The 17,260-nt window shown below is 56.4% G+C and carries 30 protein-coding genes; all 30 read right to left on the bottom strand.

The annotated features are described in order from the left end of the window. Window positions 1-43: 43 nt before the first annotated feature. The gene (gene rplQ / locus GEV39_RS02360) at window positions 44-430 is read right to left on the bottom strand and encodes a 50S ribosomal protein L17 (RefSeq protein WP_003255451.1); all 387 of its coding nucleotides are present in this window, start codon (window positions 428-430) and stop codon (window positions 44-46) included. 42 nt (window positions 431-472) lie between these two features. Continuing rightward, window positions 473-1,474, bottom strand: a complete 1,002-nt coding sequence (locus GEV39_RS02355) for a DNA-directed RNA polymerase subunit alpha (protein WP_003255452.1) — start codon at window positions 1,472-1,474, stop codon at window positions 473-475. Between the two features lie 22 nt (window positions 1,475-1,496). After that, entirely contained in the window at window positions 1,497-2,117 is a 621-nt protein-coding gene (gene rpsD / locus GEV39_RS02350; RefSeq protein WP_009681977.1) for a 30S ribosomal protein S4, read from the bottom strand. A 15-nt stretch (window positions 2,118-2,132) separates the two neighbouring features. Further along, window positions 2,133-2,522 (bottom strand): 30S ribosomal protein S11, encoded by a 390-nt coding sequence (gene rpsK / locus GEV39_RS02345; RefSeq protein ID WP_003255454.1) that lies wholly within the window; start codon window positions 2,520-2,522, stop codon window positions 2,133-2,135. Window positions 2,523-2,540: 18 nt separating this feature from the next. Beyond that, window positions 2,541-2,897: a 30S ribosomal protein S13 gene (gene rpsM / locus GEV39_RS02340; RefSeq protein WP_009681976.1), complete on the bottom strand. Its 357-nt coding sequence runs from the start codon at window positions 2,895-2,897 to the stop codon at window positions 2,541-2,543. Between the two features lie 131 nt (window positions 2,898-3,028). After that, on the bottom strand, window positions 3,029-3,145 hold the full coding sequence (rpmJ, locus tag GEV39_RS02335) for a 50S ribosomal protein L36 (protein ID WP_002555468.1): 117 nt from the start codon (window positions 3,143-3,145) through the stop codon (window positions 3,029-3,031). A 28-nt stretch (window positions 3,146-3,173) separates the two neighbouring features. Beyond that, a complete protein-coding gene (secY, locus tag GEV39_RS02330) occupies window positions 3,174-4,505 on the bottom strand; it encodes a preprotein translocase subunit SecY (protein ID WP_003257108.1) in 1,332 nt (443 codons plus the stop codon). Beyond that, the gene (gene rplO / locus GEV39_RS02325) at window positions 4,506-4,940 is read right to left on the bottom strand and encodes a 50S ribosomal protein L15 (protein ID WP_003255461.1); all 435 of its coding nucleotides are present in this window, start codon (window positions 4,938-4,940) and stop codon (window positions 4,506-4,508) included. A gap of 3 nt (window positions 4,941-4,943) precedes the next feature. Next, on the bottom strand, window positions 4,944-5,120 hold the full coding sequence (rpmD, locus tag GEV39_RS02320) for a 50S ribosomal protein L30 (protein ID WP_003255463.1): 177 nt from the start codon (window positions 5,118-5,120) through the stop codon (window positions 4,944-4,946). A 2-nt stretch (window positions 5,121-5,122) separates the two neighbouring features. Continuing rightward, a complete protein-coding gene (gene rpsE / locus GEV39_RS02315) occupies window positions 5,123-5,623 on the bottom strand; it encodes a 30S ribosomal protein S5 (protein WP_003255465.1) in 501 nt (166 codons plus the stop codon). A gap of 3 nt (window positions 5,624-5,626) precedes the next feature. Then, window positions 5,627-5,977: a 50S ribosomal protein L18 gene (rplR, locus tag GEV39_RS02310; RefSeq protein ID WP_009681973.1), complete on the bottom strand. Its 351-nt coding sequence runs from the start codon at window positions 5,975-5,977 to the stop codon at window positions 5,627-5,629. 10 nt (window positions 5,978-5,987) lie between these two features. Further along, window positions 5,988-6,521 carry a 50S ribosomal protein L6 gene (rplF, locus tag GEV39_RS02305; RefSeq protein ID WP_009681972.1) on the bottom strand — a complete coding sequence of 178 codons (534 nt, stop codon included), beginning with the start codon at window positions 6,519-6,521 and terminating at the stop codon, window positions 5,988-5,990. Window positions 6,522-6,533: 12 nt separating this feature from the next. Beyond that, window positions 6,534-6,926, bottom strand: coding sequence for a 30S ribosomal protein S8 (gene rpsH, locus GEV39_RS02300; RefSeq protein WP_009681971.1), 393 nt, complete (start codon window positions 6,924-6,926; stop codon window positions 6,534-6,536). Between the two features lie 208 nt (window positions 6,927-7,134). Further along, complete coding sequence (gene rpsN / locus GEV39_RS02295; RefSeq protein ID WP_009681970.1) at window positions 7,135-7,440, bottom strand: 30S ribosomal protein S14; 306 nt, start codon at window positions 7,438-7,440, stop codon at window positions 7,135-7,137. A 13-nt stretch (window positions 7,441-7,453) separates the two neighbouring features. Beyond that, window positions 7,454-7,993 (bottom strand): 50S ribosomal protein L5, encoded by a 540-nt coding sequence (gene rplE / locus GEV39_RS02290; protein WP_003255474.1) that lies wholly within the window; start codon window positions 7,991-7,993, stop codon window positions 7,454-7,456. 20 nt (window positions 7,994-8,013) lie between these two features. Next, window positions 8,014-8,328, bottom strand: coding sequence for a 50S ribosomal protein L24 (rplX, locus tag GEV39_RS02285; RefSeq protein WP_003255476.1), 315 nt, complete (start codon window positions 8,326-8,328; stop codon window positions 8,014-8,016). An 11-nt stretch (window positions 8,329-8,339) separates the two neighbouring features. Further along, window positions 8,340-8,708 carry a 50S ribosomal protein L14 gene (gene rplN, locus GEV39_RS02280; protein ID WP_008089810.1) on the bottom strand — a complete coding sequence of 123 codons (369 nt, stop codon included), beginning with the start codon at window positions 8,706-8,708 and terminating at the stop codon, window positions 8,340-8,342. 23 nt (window positions 8,709-8,731) lie between these two features. Further along, on the bottom strand, window positions 8,732-8,998 hold the full coding sequence (gene rpsQ, locus GEV39_RS02275) for a 30S ribosomal protein S17 (RefSeq protein ID WP_023534981.1): 267 nt from the start codon (window positions 8,996-8,998) through the stop codon (window positions 8,732-8,734). A 2-nt stretch (window positions 8,999-9,000) separates the two neighbouring features. Further along, on the bottom strand, window positions 9,001-9,192 hold the full coding sequence (gene rpmC, locus GEV39_RS02270) for a 50S ribosomal protein L29 (RefSeq protein WP_002555481.1): 192 nt from the start codon (window positions 9,190-9,192) through the stop codon (window positions 9,001-9,003). Then, window positions 9,192-9,605 (bottom strand): 50S ribosomal protein L16, encoded by a 414-nt coding sequence (gene rplP / locus GEV39_RS02265; RefSeq protein ID WP_003255479.1) that lies wholly within the window; start codon window positions 9,603-9,605, stop codon window positions 9,192-9,194. The genes rpmC and rplP overlap by 1 nt, the downstream gene beginning before the upstream one ends. Window positions 9,606-9,617: 12 nt before the next feature. Further along, complete coding sequence (gene rpsC / locus GEV39_RS02260) at window positions 9,618-10,304, bottom strand: 30S ribosomal protein S3 (RefSeq protein ID WP_003255481.1); 687 nt, start codon at window positions 10,302-10,304, stop codon at window positions 9,618-9,620. A gap of 13 nt (window positions 10,305-10,317) precedes the next feature. Then, window positions 10,318-10,650: a 50S ribosomal protein L22 gene (rplV, locus tag GEV39_RS02255; protein ID WP_003103908.1), complete on the bottom strand. Its 333-nt coding sequence runs from the start codon at window positions 10,648-10,650 to the stop codon at window positions 10,318-10,320. 11 nt (window positions 10,651-10,661) lie between these two features. Then, the gene (gene rpsS, locus GEV39_RS02250; protein ID WP_010486981.1) at window positions 10,662-10,937 is read right to left on the bottom strand and encodes a 30S ribosomal protein S19; all 276 of its coding nucleotides are present in this window, start codon (window positions 10,935-10,937) and stop codon (window positions 10,662-10,664) included. Between the two features lie 16 nt (window positions 10,938-10,953). Beyond that, the gene (rplB, locus tag GEV39_RS02245; protein ID WP_003255483.1) at window positions 10,954-11,778 is read right to left on the bottom strand and encodes a 50S ribosomal protein L2; all 825 of its coding nucleotides are present in this window, start codon (window positions 11,776-11,778) and stop codon (window positions 10,954-10,956) included. A gap of 14 nt (window positions 11,779-11,792) precedes the next feature. Continuing rightward, window positions 11,793-12,092, bottom strand: a complete 300-nt coding sequence (gene rplW, locus GEV39_RS02240; RefSeq protein ID WP_003255484.1) for a 50S ribosomal protein L23 — start codon at window positions 12,090-12,092, stop codon at window positions 11,793-11,795. Next, the gene (rplD, locus tag GEV39_RS02235) at window positions 12,089-12,691 is read right to left on the bottom strand and encodes a 50S ribosomal protein L4 (protein WP_003255485.1); all 603 of its coding nucleotides are present in this window, start codon (window positions 12,689-12,691) and stop codon (window positions 12,089-12,091) included. The genes rplW and rplD overlap by 4 nt, the downstream gene beginning before the upstream one ends. Window positions 12,692-12,703: 12 nt before the next feature. After that, window positions 12,704-13,339, bottom strand: coding sequence for a 50S ribosomal protein L3 (gene rplC / locus GEV39_RS02230; protein WP_003255486.1), 636 nt, complete (start codon window positions 13,337-13,339; stop codon window positions 12,704-12,706). 80 nt (window positions 13,340-13,419) lie between these two features. Next, a complete protein-coding gene (rpsJ, locus tag GEV39_RS02225; protein WP_003186070.1) occupies window positions 13,420-13,731 on the bottom strand; it encodes a 30S ribosomal protein S10 in 312 nt (103 codons plus the stop codon). A 141-nt stretch (window positions 13,732-13,872) separates the two neighbouring features. Beyond that, window positions 13,873-15,066 carry an elongation factor Tu gene (gene tuf, locus GEV39_RS02220; RefSeq protein WP_010951775.1) on the bottom strand — a complete coding sequence of 398 codons (1,194 nt, stop codon included), beginning with the start codon at window positions 15,064-15,066 and terminating at the stop codon, window positions 13,873-13,875. A gap of 27 nt (window positions 15,067-15,093) precedes the next feature. Beyond that, a complete protein-coding gene (gene fusA, locus GEV39_RS02215) occupies window positions 15,094-17,241 on the bottom strand; it encodes an elongation factor G (RefSeq protein WP_054913551.1) in 2,148 nt (715 codons plus the stop codon). Window positions 17,242-17,260: the final 19 nt, after the last annotated feature.

Raw genomic sequence — 17,260 nt, 5'->3', positions numbered from 1 at the left:
AAACCGGGCACTAGGCCCGGTTCTTTGTAGCAGACAGAACGTCTTACTCAGCAGCTTCTACAGCACCGCCGACAGGACGATCAACCAGCTCGACGTACGCCATAGGCGCGTTGTCGCCAGCGCGGAAACCGCACTTCAGGATGCGCAGGTAGCCGCCCTGACGGGTGGCGTAGCGCTTGCCCAGGTCGTTGAACAGTTTGCCAACAGCGGACTTCGAACGGGTACGGTCGAAGGCCAGACGACGGTTAGCAACGCTGTCTTCCTTGGCCAGGGTGATCAGCGGCTCGGCAACGCGGCGCAGTTCCTTGGCTTTCGGCAGGGTGGTTTTGATCAGCTCGTGCTCGATCAACGACACTGCCATGTTCTGGAACATAGCCTTGCGGTGAGAGCTGGTACGGCTCAGGTGACGTCCACTTTTACGATGACGCATGATTCATTCCTTACCAAACACTACGTTCGGTGATTACGACGATCAGGCGGTCGCCTTGTCGTCTTTCTTAAGACTTGCAGGCGGCCAGTTGTCGAGGCGCATGCCGAGAGACAGACCACGAGAGGCCAGGACGTCCTTGATTTCAGTCAGGGACTTCTTGCCGAGGTTAGGAGTTTTCAACAGCTCTACTTCGGTACGCTGAATCAGGTCGCCGATGTAGTAGATGTTCTCCGCCTTCAGGCAGTTGGCCGAACGTACAGTCAGTTCCAGGTCGTCAACCGGACGCAGCAGGATCGGATCGATCTCGTCTTCCTGCTCGACTACGACAGGCTCGCTGTCACCTTTGAGGTCGACGAACGCGGCCAGCTGCTGTTGCAGGATGGTCGCAGCGCGGCGGATAGCCTCTTCAGGGTCCAGGGTGCCGTTGGTTTCCAGATCAATGACCAGTTTGTCCAGGTTGGTACGCTGTTCAACACGGGCGTTCTCGACCACATAGGCGATACGACGCACCGGGCTGAACGAAGCGTCCAACTGCAGACGGCCAATGCTACGGCTTTCGTCTTCGTCGGTTTGACGGGAGTCGGCCGGCTCGTAACCACGACCACGAGCTACAGTGAGCTTCATGTTCAGGGCGCCGTTCGACGCCAGGTTCGCGATTACGTGATCGGGGTTGACGATCTCGACATCGTGATCCAGCTGAATATCGGCAGCGGTAACCACCCCCGAACCCTTTTTCGACAAGGTCAGCGTAACTTCGTCACGACCGTGCAGTTTGATAGCCAGGCCTTTCAGGTTCAACAGGATTTCAATGACGTCTTCCTGAACACCTTCGATCGCGGAGTACTCATGGAGTACGCCATCGATCTCGGCCTCGACTACTGCACAGCCAGGCATGGAGGACAACAGGATGCGGCGCAGCGCGTTGCCCAGGGTATGGCCGAAACCACGCTCGAGAGGCTCGAGCGTAATCTTGGCGCGGGTCGGACTGACTACCTGCACATCAATATGGCGGGGAGTCAGGAACTCATTTACCGAAATCTGCATGGATGCACCTATTTTCTAGCCCTTACTTGGAGTAGAGCTCGACAATCAGGTTCTCGTTGATGTCGGCAGACAGGTCGCTGCGAGCAGGAACGTTCTTGAAAACGCCCGACTTTTTGGCAGCATCCACGTCAACCCACTCAACGCGGCCACGCTGGGCGCAGAGTTCAAGGGCTTGAACAATGCGCAGCTGGCTCAGCGACTTCTCGCGAACCGCGACCACGTCACCCGGACGAACTTGGTAGGATGGAATGTTTACAGTTTTACCGTTGACGCTGATCGCTTTGTGCGAAACCAGCTGACGGGACTCGGAACGAGTCGAGCCGAAGCCCATACGGTAAACGACGTTATCCAGACGGCACTCGAGCAGTTGCAGCAGGTTCTCACCGGTTGCGCCTTTTTTCGAGGCAGCAGCTTGGTAGTAACCGCGGAACTGACGCTCCAGAACACCGTAGATACGACGAACTTTTTGTTTCTCACGCAGCTGGGTGCCGTAGTCGGACTGACGGCCACGGCGCTGGCCGTGGATACCTGGGGCTGCTTCGATGTTGCACTTCGATTCCAGAGCGCGAACGCCGCTCTTCAGGAACAGGTCAGTGCCTTCACGACGAGACAGTTTGCATTTTGGACCAATGTAACGTGCCATTCTTCTGTCTCCTGATTACACGCGACGCTTCTTCGGCGGACGGCACCCGTTGTGCGGGATAGGCGTCACGTCGGTGATGCTGGCGATCTTGTAGCCGCAGCTGTTCAATGCACGAACGGCGGACTCACGACCTGGACCTGGACCCTTGACGTTTACGTCGAGGTTTTTCAGACCGTATTCCAGCGCAGCTTGACCAGCACGCTCAGCAGCAATCTGAGCTGCGAACGGGGTGGATTTGCGCGAACCACGGAAACCCGAACCACCGGAGGTCGCCCAGGACAAAGCATTGCCCTGACGGTCGGTGATGGTCACGATGGTGTTGTTGAAAGATGCATGGATGTGGGCGATGCCATCAACCACTGTCTTTTTAACTTTTTTACGAGGACGAGCAGCAGGTTTTGCCATGTCTATATTCCTGGGCGATTACTTGCGGATCGGCTTACGCGGGCCCTTACGGGTGCGTGCGTTGGTCTTGGTGCGCTGACCGCGAACCGGCAGACCTTTACGATGACGCAGGCCGCGGTAGCAACCCAGGTCCATCAAGCGCTTGATCTTCATGTTGACGTCACGACGCAGGTCACCTTCAGTGGTGAACTTCGCGACTTCGCCACGCAGGGTTTCGATTTGCTCGTCGCTCAGATCCTTGATCTTTGCGGCTGGGTTTACACCAGCGTCTACACAGATCTTCTGTGCAGTTGTGCGACCGACACCATAGATGTAGGTCAGCGAGATAACAGTATGCTTGTTATCTGGAATGTTGACGCCTGCAATACGGGCCATTCAGTGGGACTCCAATTGACAGCTACCTACGCCCCGGAAGCCAAGAAATAGGGCGCGAGATAATATCGCTGTAGAAACGAATAATCAACCCAGCAGCACACTAGCTGCTGGGTTTGAAGCGCAGATCACACTCAGCCTTGGCGCTGTTTGTGACGCGGTTCCGCGCTGCAGATCACTCGTACGACGCCTTCGCGACGGATGATCTTGCAGTTACGGCACAGCTTTTTCACCGATGCACGAACTTTCATTACCGACTCCTCGAACCTTAGGGGCGTATCAGCGCAGCAGACCGCTGCCACCGTAGCCTTTCAGGTTGGCTTTCTTCATCAGGGATTCGTACTGGTGCGAAACGAGGTGCGATTGTACTTGGGACATGAAGTCCATCACAACCACTACCACAATCAGCAACGAGGTCCCGCCAAGGTAGAACGGCACATTTGCTGCCACCACCAGGAACTGGGGCAGAAGGCAGACGGCCATCATGTAAAGAGCACCGAACATGGTCAAACGGGTCAGTACGCCATCAATGTAGCGCGCCGACTGCTCACCAGGACGGATACCCGGAATAAAGGCACCGGACTTCTTCAGGTTTTCCGCTACGTCTTTCGGGTTGAACATCAACGCTGTGTAGAAGAAGCAGAAGAAAATGATCCCTGCACTAAACAGCAGAATGTTCAACGGCTGACCAGGAGCGATCGACTGCGAGATGTCCTGCAACCAGCCCATACCTTCGGACTGACCGAACCAGGCACCCAGCGAAGCCGGGAACAGCAAAATGCTGCTCGCGAAAATGGCCGGGATAACCCCCGCCATATTCACCTTCAACGGCAAGTGGCTGGTCTGCGCAGCGAAGACCTTGCGGCCCTGCTGACGCTTGGCGTAGTGAACGGCGATACGACGCTGACCACGCTCAATGAACACCACGAAACCGATAATCGCTACTGCCAGCAAACCGATTGCGACCAGGGCGAAAATGTTGATATCGCCTGTGCGTGCAGACTCGAAAGACTGCCCGATTGCTCTCGGAAGACCGGCAACGATACCCGCGAAGATCAACATCGAGATACCGTTGCCCACACCGCGCTCGGTGATCTGCTCGCCCAGCCACATCATGAACATCGCGCCCGCCACGAAGGTGGAGACGGCGACGACATGGAAGCCCAGGCCTACAGAAAACGCCACGCCCTGGTTGGCCAGGCCAATGGACATGCCAATGGCTTGAACCAGTGCCAGGATAACGGTGCCGTAGCGGGTGTACTGGCTGATCTTGCGACGGCCAGCTTCACCTTCCTTCTTCAACTGCTCCAGTTGCGGGCTGACCGCAGTCATCAGCTGCATGATGATCGATGCCGAGATGTACGGCATGATCCCCAGTGCAAAGATGCTCATGCGCTCGAGCGCGCCACCGGAAAACATGTTGAACAAGCTAAGAATGGTCCCCTCATTCTGCCGAAACAGATCCGCCAGACGGTCCGGATTGATGCCAGGTACCGGGATATGTGCGCCTATCCGATAGACGATGATCGCCATGAACAGAAAGCGCAGACGAGCCCAGAGTTCCGACATCCCGCCCTTACCGAGCGAAGAGAGAGCACCTTGCTTAGCCATTTATTCCTCGAATTTGCCGCCAGCTGCTTCGATAGCCGCACGCGCACCCTTGGTGGCTGCGATACCCTTGATGGTGACTGCGCGAGTAACTTCGCCAGACAGCATGATTTTCACACGCTGAATGTGCTGGTTGATCACGTTGGCATCCTTCAGGGATTGCACGGAGATCACGTCGCCTTCCACCTTGGCCAGCTCGGACAGACGCACTTCAGCGCGGTCCATGGCTTTCAGGGAAACGAAGCCGAATTTCGGCAGACGACGGTGCAGCGGCTGTTGACCGCCTTCGAAGCCAGGAGCGATCGAACCACCCGAACGGGAAGTCTGACCTTTGTGGCCACGGCCGCCGGTCTTACCCAGACCGCTACCGATACCACGACCTGGACGATGCTTCTCGCGACGGGAACCCGGCGCTGGACTCAGATCATTGAGTTTCATCGATTAGCCCTCGACCTTCAGCATGTAGTAAGCCTTGTTGATCATCCCGCGGTTCTCGGGAGTATCCTGGACTTCTACAGTGTGACCGATGCGACGCAGACCCAGGCCTTTAACACACAGTTTGTGGTTAGGCAGACGGCCCGAGACGCTCTTGATCAGCGTTACTTTTACGGTTGCCATGATCAGAAGATCTCCTCGACGCTCTTGCCGCGCTTGGCAGCAATGGATTCAGGAGATTGCATGGCTTTCAGACCCTTGAAGGTGGCGTAAACCACGTTCACTGGGTTGGTCGAACCGTAGCACTTGGCCAGAACGTTCTGAACACCAGCAACTTCCAGGACAGCACGCATTGCGCCACCGGCGATGATACCGGTACCTTCCGAAGCAGGCTGCATGTAAACCTTCGAGGCGCCGTGGGCAGCCTTGGTGGCGTACTGCAGGGTAGTGCCCTTCAGGTCAACCTGGATCATGTTGCGACGGGCAGCTTCCATGGCTTTCTGGATCGCGGCTGGTACTTCGCGCGATTTGCCACGGCCGAAGCCGACACGACCTTTACCATCACCTACCACGGTCAGCGCGGTGAAGGTGAAGATACGGCCGCCTTTTACGGTTTTGGCAACGCGGTTAACTTGAACCAGCTTCTCGATGTAGCCTTCGTCGCGCTTTTGATCGTTATTTGCCATAACTTAGAACTCCAGCCCGCCTTCACGAGCAGCATCAGCCAGCGCTTTGACGCGGCCATGGTACTTGAAGCCGGAACGGTCAAAGGCAACTTGAGATACACCGGCGGCTTTCGCACGCTCAGCTACCAGCTTGCCAACCTTAGTGGCCGCGTCGATGTTGCCAGTGGCGCCATCACGCAGTTCTTTGTCCAAGGTCGAGGCGCTTGCCAGAACCTTGCTGCCGTCGGCCGAAATGACCTGGGCGTAGATGTGCTGCGAGGAGCGGAACACGCACAGGCGCACGACTTCGAGTTCGTGCATCTTGAGACGTGCTTTGCGAGCGCGACGCAGTCGAATAACTTTTTTGTCGGTCATTTACTAGGCCCTACTTCTTCTTGGCTTCTTTACGACGGACTACTTCGTCCGCGTAACGCACACCTTTACCTTTGTAAGGCTCTGGCGGACGGAAGTCGCGGATTTCAGCGGCCACCTGACCCACCAGCTGCTTGTCGATACCCTTGATCAGGATGTCGGTCTGGCTTGGGGTTTCAGCGGTGATACCGGCTGGCAGTTCGTAGTCCACTGGGTGCGAGAAGCCCAGAGCCAGGTTCAGGACGGTGCCTTTAGCCTGTGCCTTGTAACCAACACCGACCAGCTGGAGCTTGCGCTCGAAGCCTTGGCTTACGCCTTGGACCATGTTGTTCACCAGAGCGCGGGTGGTACCGGCCATGGCGCGAGCTTGCTGGTCACCGTTGCGAGCGACGAAACGCAGCTCGCCAGATTCTTCGGTAACTTCAACAGACGAGTGAACGTTCAGTTCGAGAGTGCCTTTGGCACCCTTCACCGAAAGCTGCTGGCCGGCGAATTTGACTTCGACGCCTGCTGGCAGCTTAACGGGGTTCTTAGCGACGCGAGACATGCCTATCTCCCCTTAGAACACTGTGCACAGAACTTCGCCGCCGACACCGGCAGCGCGCGCAGCGCGATCAGTCATCACACCTTTGTTGGTGGAGACGATAGACACGCCCAGACCGCCACGTACTTTCGGCAGCTCTGCGACGGACTTGTACTGGCGCAGGCCTGGACGGCTGGAGCGCTTCAGTTCTTCGATGACCGGACGGCCTTCGAAATACTTCAGTTCGATCGACAGGGAAGGCTTGGCCTCACCAGTTACCTGGTAGCCAGCGATGTAACCTTCGTCTTTCAGAACTTTGGCAACCGCGACCTTCAGGGTGGAGGAAGGCATGCTTACGACGGACTTTTCAGCCATCTGGGCATTACGGATGCGAGTTAGCATGTCCGCTAACGGGTCCTGCATACTCATGGGCTAGATGCTCCTGATACAAGAATTATTAGCCTTGCGGCTATCACAACCACCCGAACAGGCAGGGGAAAACCCCAGGCTCAGGTGAGCCGGTCATTCTAGACACAAGGTAGAAACGAAACAAGCCCCATGTAGGGGCTTGTTTGATGGCAAGGTCACCGGCGGTCGGAAGATTGCTCCCCTTGCGCCGGGATCTCGCCTGCAGCGATTACCAGGAGGCCTTGACCAGACCTGGTACGTCACCGCGCATTGCAGCTTGACGCAGCATGTTACGGCCCAGGCCGAACTTACGGTATACACCGTGAGGACGACCGGTCAGGCGGCAACGGTTGCGCAGGCGCGAAGCGCTAGCGTCGCGTGGCTGCTTCTGCAGAGCGACTACGGCAGCGAAACGCTCTTCAGGAGAGGCGTTGACGTTGACGATGGTCGCTTTCAGTTCAGCACGCTTCTTAGCGAACTTGGCTACCGTGAGCTGACGCTTCAGCTCGCGGTTTTTCATGCTCTTCTTGGCCATTTTCCTACTCCAATCAGTTGCGGAACGGGAACTTGAAAGCACGCAGCAGAGCGCGGCCTTCGTCGTCCGAACGAGCAGTGGTGGTCAGGGTGATGTCCAAACCGCGCAGAGCATCGATCTTGTCGTAGTCGATTTCCGGGAAGATGATCTGCTCTTTCACGCCCATGCTGTAGTTGCCACGGCCATCGAAGGACTTGGCATTCAGGCCGCGGAAGTCGCGAACCCGAGGCAGGGAGATCGCCAGCAGGCGGTCCAGGAATTCGTACATCTTGTCGCTACGCAGGGTCACCTTGACGCCGATCGGCCAGCCTTCGCGGACTTTGAAGCCAGCGATGGACTTGCGAGCGAAAGTCACAACCGGCTTTTGACCGGTGATCTTTTCCAGGTCGGCAACAGCGTGCTCGATGACTTTCTTGTCGCCGATCGCTTCGCCCAGACCCATGTTCAGGGTGATCTTGGTAACGCGCGGAACTTCCATCACGTTCGACAGCTTAAGTTCTTCCTTAAGCTTAGGAGCGATTTCGTTCCGGTAAATCTCTTTCAGTCGTGCCATGGTCTTCTACCTAGCAGTGTTCAAGCATCAACCGCTTTTTGGGTCGACTTGAAGACACGAATTTTTTTACCGTCTTCTACTTTGAAGCCAACGCGATCAGCCTTGTTGGTTTCACCGTTGAAGATGGCAACGTTGGAAGCGTGCAGAGGCGCTTCTTTCTCGACGATACCGCCCTGTACGCCCGCCATCGGGTTAGGCTTGGTATGACGCTTGACCAGGTTCACGCCACCGATAACCAGACGGTCATCAGCCAGAACCTTCAGCACCTTACCGCGCTTACCTTTGTCTTTGCCGGCGATCACGATGATCTCGTCGTCACGACGAATCTTTTGCATGTCGGATCTCCTTACAGCACTTCAGGGGCGAGCGAGACGATCTTCATGAACTTCTCAGTACGAAGTTCACGGGTCACTGGCCCGAAGATGCGAGTGCCGATCGGCTCTTGCTTGGTGTTCAGCAGAACAGCAGCGTTGCCGTCGAAACGAATGATGGAACCGTCAGCGCGACGTACACCGTGACGGGTACGGACGACAACAGCAGTCATCACCTGGCCTTTTTTGACCTTACCGCGCGGAATTGCTTCCTTGACGGTTACTTTGATGATGTCACCGATGCCAGCGTAACGGCGGTGGGAACCGCCGAGCACCTTGATGCACATGACGCGACGAGCGCCGCTGTTATCGGCCACATCGAGCATGGATTGAGTCTGAATCATAAAATTTCTCCGACCCCTAGCCCTTAGACTTCAACAGCGCGTTCGAGGACTTCAACCAGTGCCCAGGACTTGGTCTTGGCCAGCGGACGGGTTTCGGTAATGGAAACCTTGTCGCCGATTTTGCACTGGTTGGTTTCGTCGTGCGCGTGCAGCTTAGTCGAACGCTTAACGTATTTACCGTAGATCGGGTGCTTGACGCGACGCTCGATCAGAACGGTGATGGTCTTGTCCATTTTGTCGCTGACGACACGGCCAGTCAGCGTACGGACGGTTTTTTCAGCTTCAGCCATGATCACTTACCTGCCTGCTGGTTGAGCACAGTTTTCACGCGAGCGATGTCACGCTTAACTTGCGAGAGCAGGTGCGACTGCCCCAACTGGCCAGTTGCTTTCTGCATACGCAGATTGAACTGGTCGCGCAGCAAGCCGAGCAGTTGCTCGTTCAGTTGCTGTGCCGATTTTTCACGAAGTTCATTCGCTTTCATCACATCACCGTCCGCTTAACAAAGGAGGTGGCGAGAGGCAGCTTTGCAGCAGCCAGGGCGAAAGCTTCGCGCGCCAGCTCTTCAGAAACACCCTCGATCTCGTACAGGACTTTGCCTGGCTGGATCTGGGCAACCCAGTATTCCACGGAACCCTTACCTTTACCCATACGAACCTCGAGAGGCTTCTTGGAGATCGGCTTGTCCGGGAACACACGGATCCAGATCTTGCCGCCACGCTTAACGTGACGGGTCAGCGCACGACGTGCGGACTCGATCTGGCGAGCGGTGAGGCGACCGCGAGCAACAGCTTTCAGGGCGAATTCGCCGAAGCTGACTTTGCTACCGCGCAGTGCCAGACCACGGTTGTGGCCAGTCATCTGCTTGCGGAATTTTGTACGCTTTGGTTGCAACATTTGGCGTACCCCTTACTTAGCAGCTTTTTTACGAGGCGCTGGTGCTTGTGGTTTCAGTTCTTCTTGGCGACCACCAATAACTTCGCCTTTGAAGATCCAAACCTTCACACCGATCACACCGTAAGTGGTGTGAGCTTCGTAGGTGTTGTAGTCGATATCGGCACGCAGGGTGTGCAGCGGCACACGACCTTCGCGATACCACTCGGTACGAGCAATCTCAGCACCGCCGAGACGACCGCTCACCTGGATCTTGATGCCCTTGGCACCAATACGCATGGCGTTCTGTACGGCGCGCTTCATGGCGCGACGGAACATTACGCGGCGCTCCAGCTGCTGAGCTACGCTCTGCGCAACCAGCATAGCGTCGAGTTCCGGCTTGCGGATCTCTTCGATGTTGATGTGCACAGGCACACCCATCTGCTTGGTCAGGTCCTGACGCAGCTTCTCGACATCTTCACCTTTCTTCCCGATAACGATACCTGGACGAGCGGTGTGGATGGTGATGCGTGCAGTTTGAGCCGGACGATGAATATCGATACGGCTTACGGACGCGCTTTTTAGTTTGTCTTGGAGGTACTCACGCGTTTTCAGATCCTTCAACAGGTAATCTGCGTAAGTAGCACCGTCTGCGTACCAGACGGAGGTGTGCTCCTTGACGATTCCCAGGCGAATGCCAGTGGGATGTACTTTCTGACCCATCTGATCGACTCCGTTACTTGTCCGCAACCTTGACAGTGATATGGCAAGACCGCTTGACGATGCGATCAGCACGGCCTTTGGCACGTGGCATGATGCGCTTCAGCGAACGCCCTTCGTTGACGAAGACGGTGGAGACCTTCAGGTCATCAACGTCTGCGCCTTCGTTGTGTTCGGCGTTGGCTACGGCCGACTCGAGGACTTTCTTCATGATTTCAGCAGCTTTTTTGCTGCTGAAGGCCAACAGGTTGAGCGCTTCGCCCACCTTCTTCCCGCGGATCTGGTCGGCGACCAAGCGGGCTTTCTGGGCGGAGATTCGAGCGCCCGACAACTTAGCGGCTACTTCCATTTCCTTACCCCTTAACGCTTGGCTTTCTTGTCAGCCACGTGCCCGCGATAGGTGCGGGTACCGGCGAACTCGCCCAGTTTGTGGCCGACCATGTCTTCGTTCACCAGAACTGGGACATGTTGACGACCGTTGTGTACCGCGATGGTCAGACCGACCATTTGTGGCAGGATCATCGAACGACGCGACCAGGTTTTAACTGGCTTGCGATCATTCTTCTCCACCGCCACTTCGATCTTCTTCAGCAGGTGAAGATCGATAAAAGGACCTTTTTTCAGAGAACGTGGCACTGTCGTATCCCTCTAGTTACTTGCGACGACGGACGATCATGTTGTCGGTACGCTTATTACCACGGGTTTTAGCACCCTTGGTTGGGAAGCCCCATGGCGATACCGGATGACGACCACCGGAGGTACGACCTTCACCACCACCGTGTGGGTGGTCAACCGGGTTCATGGCAACACCACGAACGGTTGGGCGAACGCCGCGCCAGCGTTTGGCACCAGCTTTACCCAGCGAACGCAGGCTGTGCTCGGAGTTCGAGACTTCGCCCAGGGTCGCACGGCACTCAGCCAGGACTTTACGCATTTCACCAGAGCGCAGACGCAGGGTCACGTAGACACCTTCGCGAGCGATCAGCTGAGCCGAAGCACCAGCGGAACGAGCGATCTGTGCACCTTTACCCGGCTTCAGTTCGATGCCGTGGATGGTGCTACCTACTGGAATGTTGCGCAGCTGCAGGGAGTTACCAGCCTTGATTGGGGCCAGTGCACCTGCGATCAGCTGGTCGCCAGCGCTCACGCCTTTAGGGGCGATGATGTAGCGACGCTCACCGTCTGCGTAGCACAGCAGGGCGATGTGAGCAGTACGGTTCGGGTCGTATTCGATACGCTCGACAGTGGCTGGGATGCCATCTTTGTCGTTGCGACGGAAGTCGACCAGACGGTAATGCTGCTTATGACCACCACCCACGTGACGAGTGGTAATGCGGCCATTGTTGTTACGACCACCAGACTTCGATTTTTTCTCGATCAGCGGTGCGTGAGGAGCGCCTTTGTGCAGCTCCTTGTTGACCACCTTGACCACGAAACGGCGGCCAGGGGAAGTCGGTTTGCATTTAACGATTGCCATGATGCACCCCTTCCTTACTCAGCACTGCTGCTGAAATCGAGATCTTGGCCTGGCTGAAGGGAGACGATCGCCTTCTTCCAGTCATTACGCTTGCCCAGACCACGTGCGGTACGCTTGGTTTTACCCAGAACGTTAACAGTCGACACGTTTTCAACTTTTACGTTGAACAGGCCTTCGACAGCTTTCTTGATTTCCAGCTTGGTTGCATCAGTAGCAACCTTGAATACGAACTGGCCTTTTTTCTCAGCCAGAACGGTAGCCTTCTCGGAAACGTGCGGGCCAAGGAGGACTTTGAATACGCGTTCCTGGTTCATCCCAGCAGCTCCTCGAATTTCTTCACGGCCGAGACAGTGATCAACACTTTCTCGTATGCGATCAGACTGACCGGGTCGGAACCTTGTACGTCACGTACGTCGACGTGCGGCAGGTTACGAGCAGCCAGGTACAGGTTCTGATCAACAGCGTCGGAAACGATCAAAACATCGCTCAGACCCATGCCGTTCAGCTTGTTCAGCAGATCTTTGGTTTTTGGCGCTTCAACAGCGAAGTCCTGAACCACGACCAGACGGTCGCTACGCACCAGCTCAGCGAGGATGGAGCGCAGTGCTGCGCGGTACATCTTCTTGTTGAGCTTCTGCGAGTGATCTTGAGGGCGAGCTGCGAAGGTTACACCACCGCCACGCCAGATCGGACCACGAGTGGTACCAGCACGAGCACGGCCAGTACCCTTCTGACGCCATGGGCGCTTACCGCCACCAGCCACGTCGGAACGGGTCTTCTGCTGCTTGGTACCCTGACGGCCGCCAGCCATGTAGGCCACGACTGCTTGGTGAACCAGCGTCTCGTTGAATTCGCCACCGAAAGTCAGTTCGGAAACTTCGATCGCCTGAGCGTCATTTACATTAAGTTGCATGTCAGTTTCCCCTTAACCGCGAGCCTTGACAGCTGGACGTACAACCACGTCGCCACCAGTAGCGCCAGGTACGGCACCTTTGATCAGCAGCAGGTTGCGTTCAGCGTCTACGCGAACTACTTCCAGGGACTGAACAGTCACGCGCTCGGCGCCCATGTGACCGGACATTTTCTTGCCCTTGAACACACGACCAGGAGTCTGGCACTGGCCGATGGAACCAGGAACACGGTGCGACACGGAGTTACCGTGGGTGTTGTCCTGACCACGGAAGTTCCAGCGCTTGATGGTACCGGCAAAGCCTTTACCTTTGGACTGACCAGTAACGTCAACCAGCTGGCCTGCAGTGAAGAGTTCAGCTTTGATCAGATCGCCAGCCTGGAAATCGCCTTCTTCAAGACGGAACTCCCAAACACCGCGACCAGCGGCAACGTTGGCCTTGGCGAAGTGGCCTGCCTGAGCGGCAGTCACACGCGAAGCACGACGCTCGCCGACAGTGACTTGCACTGCACGGTAGCCATCGGTTTCTTCAGTTTTGAACTGGGTGACGCGATTCGGCTCGATCTCAATGACCGTGACCGGAATGGAGACACCTTCTTCGGTGAAAATGCGGGTCATACCGCACTTGCGACCGATTACACCAATAGTCATGTTGTAAACCTCATGAGTGTACGGGGCTTTCACCCGCTATGGCCGCCCATTTCAGAGCGTTACACGACTAGACCGAAGTCTTAGCCGAGGCTGATCTGTACTTCCACACCTGCCGCCAGATCAAGCTTCATCAGCGCGTCAACGGTTTTATCCGTTGGCTGGACGATGTCCAGAACACGCTTATGAGTGCGGATCTCGTACTGGTCACGCGCGTCTTTGTTGACGTGCGGGGAAACCAGAACGGTGAAACGCTCTTTGCGGGTAGGCAGTGGAATTGGACCACGCACTTGTGCACCAGTACGTTTCGCGGTTTCCACGATTTCCTGGGTGGATTGGTCGATCAGGCGATGGTCGAAAGCCTTCAACCTGATACGGATTTGCTGATTTTGCATTGGATTTCAGACTCCAGGCTGTTCCCAACGGACGCACTACGCCCGCTAAAAGGAGGCGTGATTCTATAGACGCCCCCATTTAGTGTCAACCCAATAAAAAAAACCCCCGCTGAGCGGGGGTTTTTTCAATCGGTCGAGAGATTACTCGATGATTTTGGCTACGACGCCGGCGCCGACGGTACGACCGCCTTCACGGATAGCGAAGCGCAGACCGTCTTCCATTGCGATGGTCTTGATCAGGGTAACAGTCATCTGAATGTTGTCACCTGGCATTACCATTTCAACGCCTTCCGGCAGTTCGCAGTTACCGGTCACGTCAGTGGTACGGAAGTAGAACTGAGGACGGTAGCCCTTGAAGAACGGAGTGTGACGGCCGCCTTCTTCCTTCGACAGAACGTAGACTTCTGCGGTGAACTTGGTGTGCGGCTTGACCGAACCTGGCTTGACCAGAACCTGGCCACGCTCAACGTCGTCACGCTTGGTACCACGCAGCAGAACGCCGCAGTTCTCGCCAGCACGGCCTTCGTCCAGCAGCTTGCGGAACATCTCAACACCGGTGCAGGTGGTGGTGGTGGTGTCACGCAGACCAACGATTTCCAGCGGATCCTGAACGCGGACGATACCACGCTCGATACGGCCGGTAACAACGGTACCACGACCCGAGATCGAGAATACGTCTTCGATTGGCATCAGGAATGGCTGGTCGATGGCACGAACTGGCTCAGGGATGTAGGCATCCAGAGTTTCTACCAGCTTCTTGACAGCGGTAGTGCCCATTTCGTTGTCGTCTTTGCCTTCCAGCGCCATACGAGCCGAACCGATGATGATCGGGGTGTCGTCGCCTGGGAAGTCGTAGGTGGACAGCAGGTCGCGAACTTCCATCTCGACCAGTTCCAGCAGCTCAGCGTCGTCTACCAGGTCAGCCTTGTTCAGGAAGACCACGATGTACGGAACGCCAACCTGACGGGACAGCAGGATGTGCTCACGGGTTTGTGGCATCGGACCATCGGCGGCCGAGCAAACCAGGATCGCGCCGTCCATCTGGGCAGCACCGGTGATCATGTTCTTCACGTAGTCAGCGTGACCTGGGCAGTCAACGTGAGCGTAGTGACGAATGTTCGAGTTGTACTCGACGTGCGCGGTGTTGATGGTGATACCGCGCGCTTTTTCTTCCGGAGCCGAGTCGATCTTGTCGAACTCAACGACTGCCGAACCGAAAACTTCGGAGCAGACGCGAGTCAGAGCTGCGGTCAGAGTGGTCTTACCGTGGTCAACGTGGCCGATGGTGCCGACGTTAACGTGGGGAAGGGAACGATCAAATTTTTCTTTAGCCACGACAGTGAACCTCTTGCCTAAAGGGGATTAGCCTTGTTTTTTAACGAGTGCTTCGACGATGTTCGACGGAGCTTCGGCGTATTTGGAGAATTCCATGGAGTAGCTTGCGCGACCCTGAGACATGGAACGAACGTCGGTTGCGTAACCGAACATTTCTCCGAGTGGTACCTCAGCAGTGATTACCTTGCCGGACACCGAGTCTTCATTACCCTGGATCATCCCACGACGACGGCTCAGGTCACCCATCACGTCACCCAGGTAGTCTTCCGGGGTTACAACTTCGACCTTCATGATCGGCTCAAGCACCACGCCACCGCCCTTCTGGGCCAGTTGCTTGGTCGCCATCGAAGCGGCGATCTTGAACGCCATTTCGTTGGAGTCGACGTCGTGGTACGAACCGTCGAACACTGTAGCCTTCAGGCCGAGCAGCGGATAGCCGGCAACAACGCCGTTTTTCATCTGCTCTTCGATACCCTTCTGGATCGGGGCGATGAATTCCTTCGGAATCACACCACCAACGACTTCGTTGGTGAAGACCAGACCTTCGGTGATGTTGCCCTTCTCGTCGACGTCTGGCTCCGAGAAACGGATCCAGCAGTGACCGAACTGACCACGACCACCCGACTGACGAACGAACTTGCCTTCGATCTCGACGTTGGACTTGGTGATCTTCTCGCGGTACGAAACCTGCGGCTTGCCCACGTTGCACTCGACGTTGAATTCGCGCTTCATGCGGTCAACGAGGATGTCCAGGTGCAGCTCACCCATACCGGAGATGATGGTCTGGCCGGTTTCTTCGTCGGTCTTGACGCGGAACGACGGGTCTTCCTGGGCCAGCTTGCCCAGTGCGATACCCATCTTCTCCTGGTCAGCCTTGGTTTTCGGCTCTACGGAGAGCGAAATTACCGGCTCAGGGAAGTCCATACGCTCAAGGATGATCGGCTTGTCGAGGTTGCACAGGGTATCACCGGTGGTGACGTCCTTCATCCCGATCAGAGCAGCGATGTCGCCTGCACGTACTTCCTTGATCTCTTCACGCTGGTTGGCGTGCATCTGCACCATACGGCCAACGCGCTCTTTCTTGCCCTTGACCGAGTTGATGACGGAGTCACCAGAGGTCAGGAAGCCCGAGTAGACGCGGACGAAGGTCAGGGTACCCACGAACGGGTCGGTAGCGATCTTGAACGCCAGGGCCGAGAACGGCTCGTTGTCGTCAGCAGGACGCTCGTCGTACTGTTCAGGCTTGACTTCATCCTTCGGCACGTCGATCAGATCAGGGTGGATACCCTTGATCGCAGGGATCTCGGTTGGCGCAGGCAGGTAGTCAATGACGGCATCGAGAACCAGGGGAACGCCCTTGTTCTTGAACGAAGAACCGCAGACAGCAGGAACGATCTCGCTCGCCAGGGTACGGGCGCGCAGACCAGCCTTGATGTCTTCGACGGACAGGTCACCTTCTTCAAGGTACTTGTTCATCAGCTCTTCGTTGGCCTCGGCAGCAGCCTCGACCATGTTGCTGCGCCATTCGTTGGCCAGGTCCACCAGCTCGGCAGGAATTTCTTCCTCGCGGTAGGTGGTGCCTTTGTCGTCGTCGTTCCAGTAGATGGCTTTCATCTTGATCAGGTCAACCTGACCCTGGAAGTCATCTTCTGCACCGATGGCCAGCTGGACCGGTACCGGGGTGTGACCCAGACGGTTCTTGATCTGACCTACAACGCGCAGGAAGTTGGCACCGGCACGGTCCATCTTGTTCACGTAGACAACACGTGGAACGCCGTACTTGTTGGCCTGACGCCATACGGTTTCGGACTGCGGCTCAACGCCGGAGGTACCGCAGAACACAACGACCGCGCCGTCGAGTACGCGCAGCGAACGCTCTACTTCAATGGTGAAGTCAACGTGGCCGGGGGTATCGATGACGTTTACGCGGTAGTTGTCGTACTGACCACGGGAACCTTTCCAGAAGGTGGTAACGGCAGCGGAGGTAATGGTGATACCGCGCTCCTGCTCCTGCACCATCCAGTCGGTGGTCGCGGCGCCGTCATGCACCTCGCCCATCTTGTGGCTCAGACCTGTGTAGAACAGGATCCGCTCGGTAGTGGTAGTCTTGCCCGCGTCAACGTGGGCACAGATACCGATGTTACGGTAGCGGTTAATTGCTGTAGTACGAGCCATAAAGCCCTCGCAAAATGAT

This window comes from Pseudomonas sp. NY5710, from assembly GCF_013305665.1.
Lineage (GTDB): Bacteria > Pseudomonadota > Gammaproteobacteria > Pseudomonadales > Pseudomonadaceae > Aquipseudomonas > Aquipseudomonas juntendi.
The sequence above is the reverse complement of the archived record's forward strand: the minus strand, read 5'-3'. Positions and strand labels throughout refer to the sequence as shown.

Coding starts and splice junctions, on each gene's coding strand:
- rplF (WP_009681972.1), bottom strand. CDS start 6,521: ATGTCTCGCGTCGCTAAGAACCCCGTTAAGCTGCCAGCAGGCGTCGAA.
- rpmJ (WP_002555468.1), bottom strand. CDS start 3,145: ATGAAAGTTCGTGCATCGGTGAAAAAGCTGTGCCGTAACTGCAAGATC.
- rpsJ (WP_003186070.1), bottom strand. CDS start 13,731: ATGCAAAATCAGCAAATCCGTATCAGGTTGAAGGCTTTCGACCATCGC.
- rplW (WP_003255484.1), bottom strand. CDS start 12,092: ATGAACCAGGAACGCGTATTCAAAGTCCTCCTTGGCCCGCACGTTTCC.
- rplE (WP_003255474.1), bottom strand. CDS start 7,993: ATGGCACGACTGAAAGAGATTTACCGGAACGAAATCGCTCCTAAGCTT.
- rpsQ (WP_023534981.1), bottom strand. CDS start 8,998: ATGGCTGAAGCTGAAAAAACCGTCCGTACGCTGACTGGCCGTGTCGTC.
- rpmC (WP_002555481.1), bottom strand. CDS start 9,192: ATGAAAGCGAATGAACTTCGTGAAAAATCGGCACAGCAACTGAACGAG.
- rpsC (WP_003255481.1), bottom strand. CDS start 10,304: ATGGGTCAGAAAGTACATCCCACTGGCATTCGCCTGGGAATCGTCAAG.
- rplN (WP_008089810.1), bottom strand. CDS start 8,708: ATGATTCAGACTCAATCCATGCTCGATGTGGCCGATAACAGCGGCGCT.
- rplP (WP_003255479.1), bottom strand. CDS start 9,605: ATGTTGCAACCAAAGCGTACAAAATTCCGCAAGCAGATGACTGGCCAC.
- fusA (WP_054913551.1), bottom strand. CDS start 17,241: ATGGCTCGTACTACAGCAATTAACCGCTACCGTAACATCGGTATCTGT.
- rplD (WP_003255485.1), bottom strand. CDS start 12,691: ATGCAACTTAATGTAAATGACGCTCAGGCGATCGAAGTTTCCGAACTG.
- rplR (WP_009681973.1), bottom strand. CDS start 5,977: ATGACCGACAAAAAAGTTATTCGACTGCGTCGCGCTCGCAAAGCACGT.
- rpsE (WP_003255465.1), bottom strand. CDS start 5,623: ATGGCAAATAACGATCAAAAGCGCGACGAAGGCTACATCGAGAAGCTG.
- rpsN (WP_009681970.1), bottom strand. CDS start 7,440: ATGGCCAAGAAGAGCATGAAAAACCGCGAGCTGAAGCGTCAGCTCACG.
- rpsH (WP_009681971.1), bottom strand. CDS start 6,926: ATGAGTATGCAGGACCCGTTAGCGGACATGCTAACTCGCATCCGTAAT.
- rplC (WP_003255486.1), bottom strand. CDS start 13,339: ATGACTATTGGTGTAATCGGTCGCAAGTGCGGTATGACCCGCATTTTC.
- rplV (WP_003103908.1), bottom strand. CDS start 10,650: ATGGAAGTAGCCGCTAAGTTGTCGGGCGCTCGAATCTCCGCCCAGAAA.
- rpmD (WP_003255463.1), bottom strand. CDS start 5,120: ATGGCAACCGTAAAAGTAACGCTGATCAAGAGCGTCTCGGGCCGTCTG.
- rplQ (WP_003255451.1), bottom strand. CDS start 430: ATGCGTCATCGTAAAAGTGGACGTCACCTGAGCCGTACCAGCTCTCAC.
- rpsM (WP_009681976.1), bottom strand. CDS start 2,897: ATGGCCCGTATTGCAGGCGTCAACATTCCAGATAACAAGCATACTGTT.
- rplB (WP_003255483.1), bottom strand. CDS start 11,778: ATGGCAATCGTTAAATGCAAACCGACTTCCCCTGGCCGCCGTTTCGTG.
- GEV39_RS02355 (WP_003255452.1), bottom strand. CDS start 1,474: ATGCAGATTTCGGTAAATGAGTTCCTGACTCCCCGCCATATTGATGTG.
- rpsD (WP_009681977.1), bottom strand. CDS start 2,117: ATGGCACGTTACATTGGTCCAAAATGCAAACTGTCTCGTCGTGAAGGC.
- rplO (WP_003255461.1), bottom strand. CDS start 4,940: ATGAAACTCAATGATCTGAGTCCAGCGCCGGGTTCCCGTCGCGAGAAG.
- rpsK (WP_003255454.1), bottom strand. CDS start 2,522: ATGGCAAAACCTGCTGCTCGTCCTCGTAAAAAAGTTAAAAAGACAGTG.
- rplX (WP_003255476.1), bottom strand. CDS start 8,328: ATGCAAAAGATTCGTCGTGACGACGAGATCATCGTGATCGCCGGCAAA.
- secY (WP_003257108.1), bottom strand. CDS start 4,505: ATGGCTAAGCAAGGTGCTCTCTCTTCGCTCGGTAAGGGCGGGATGTCG.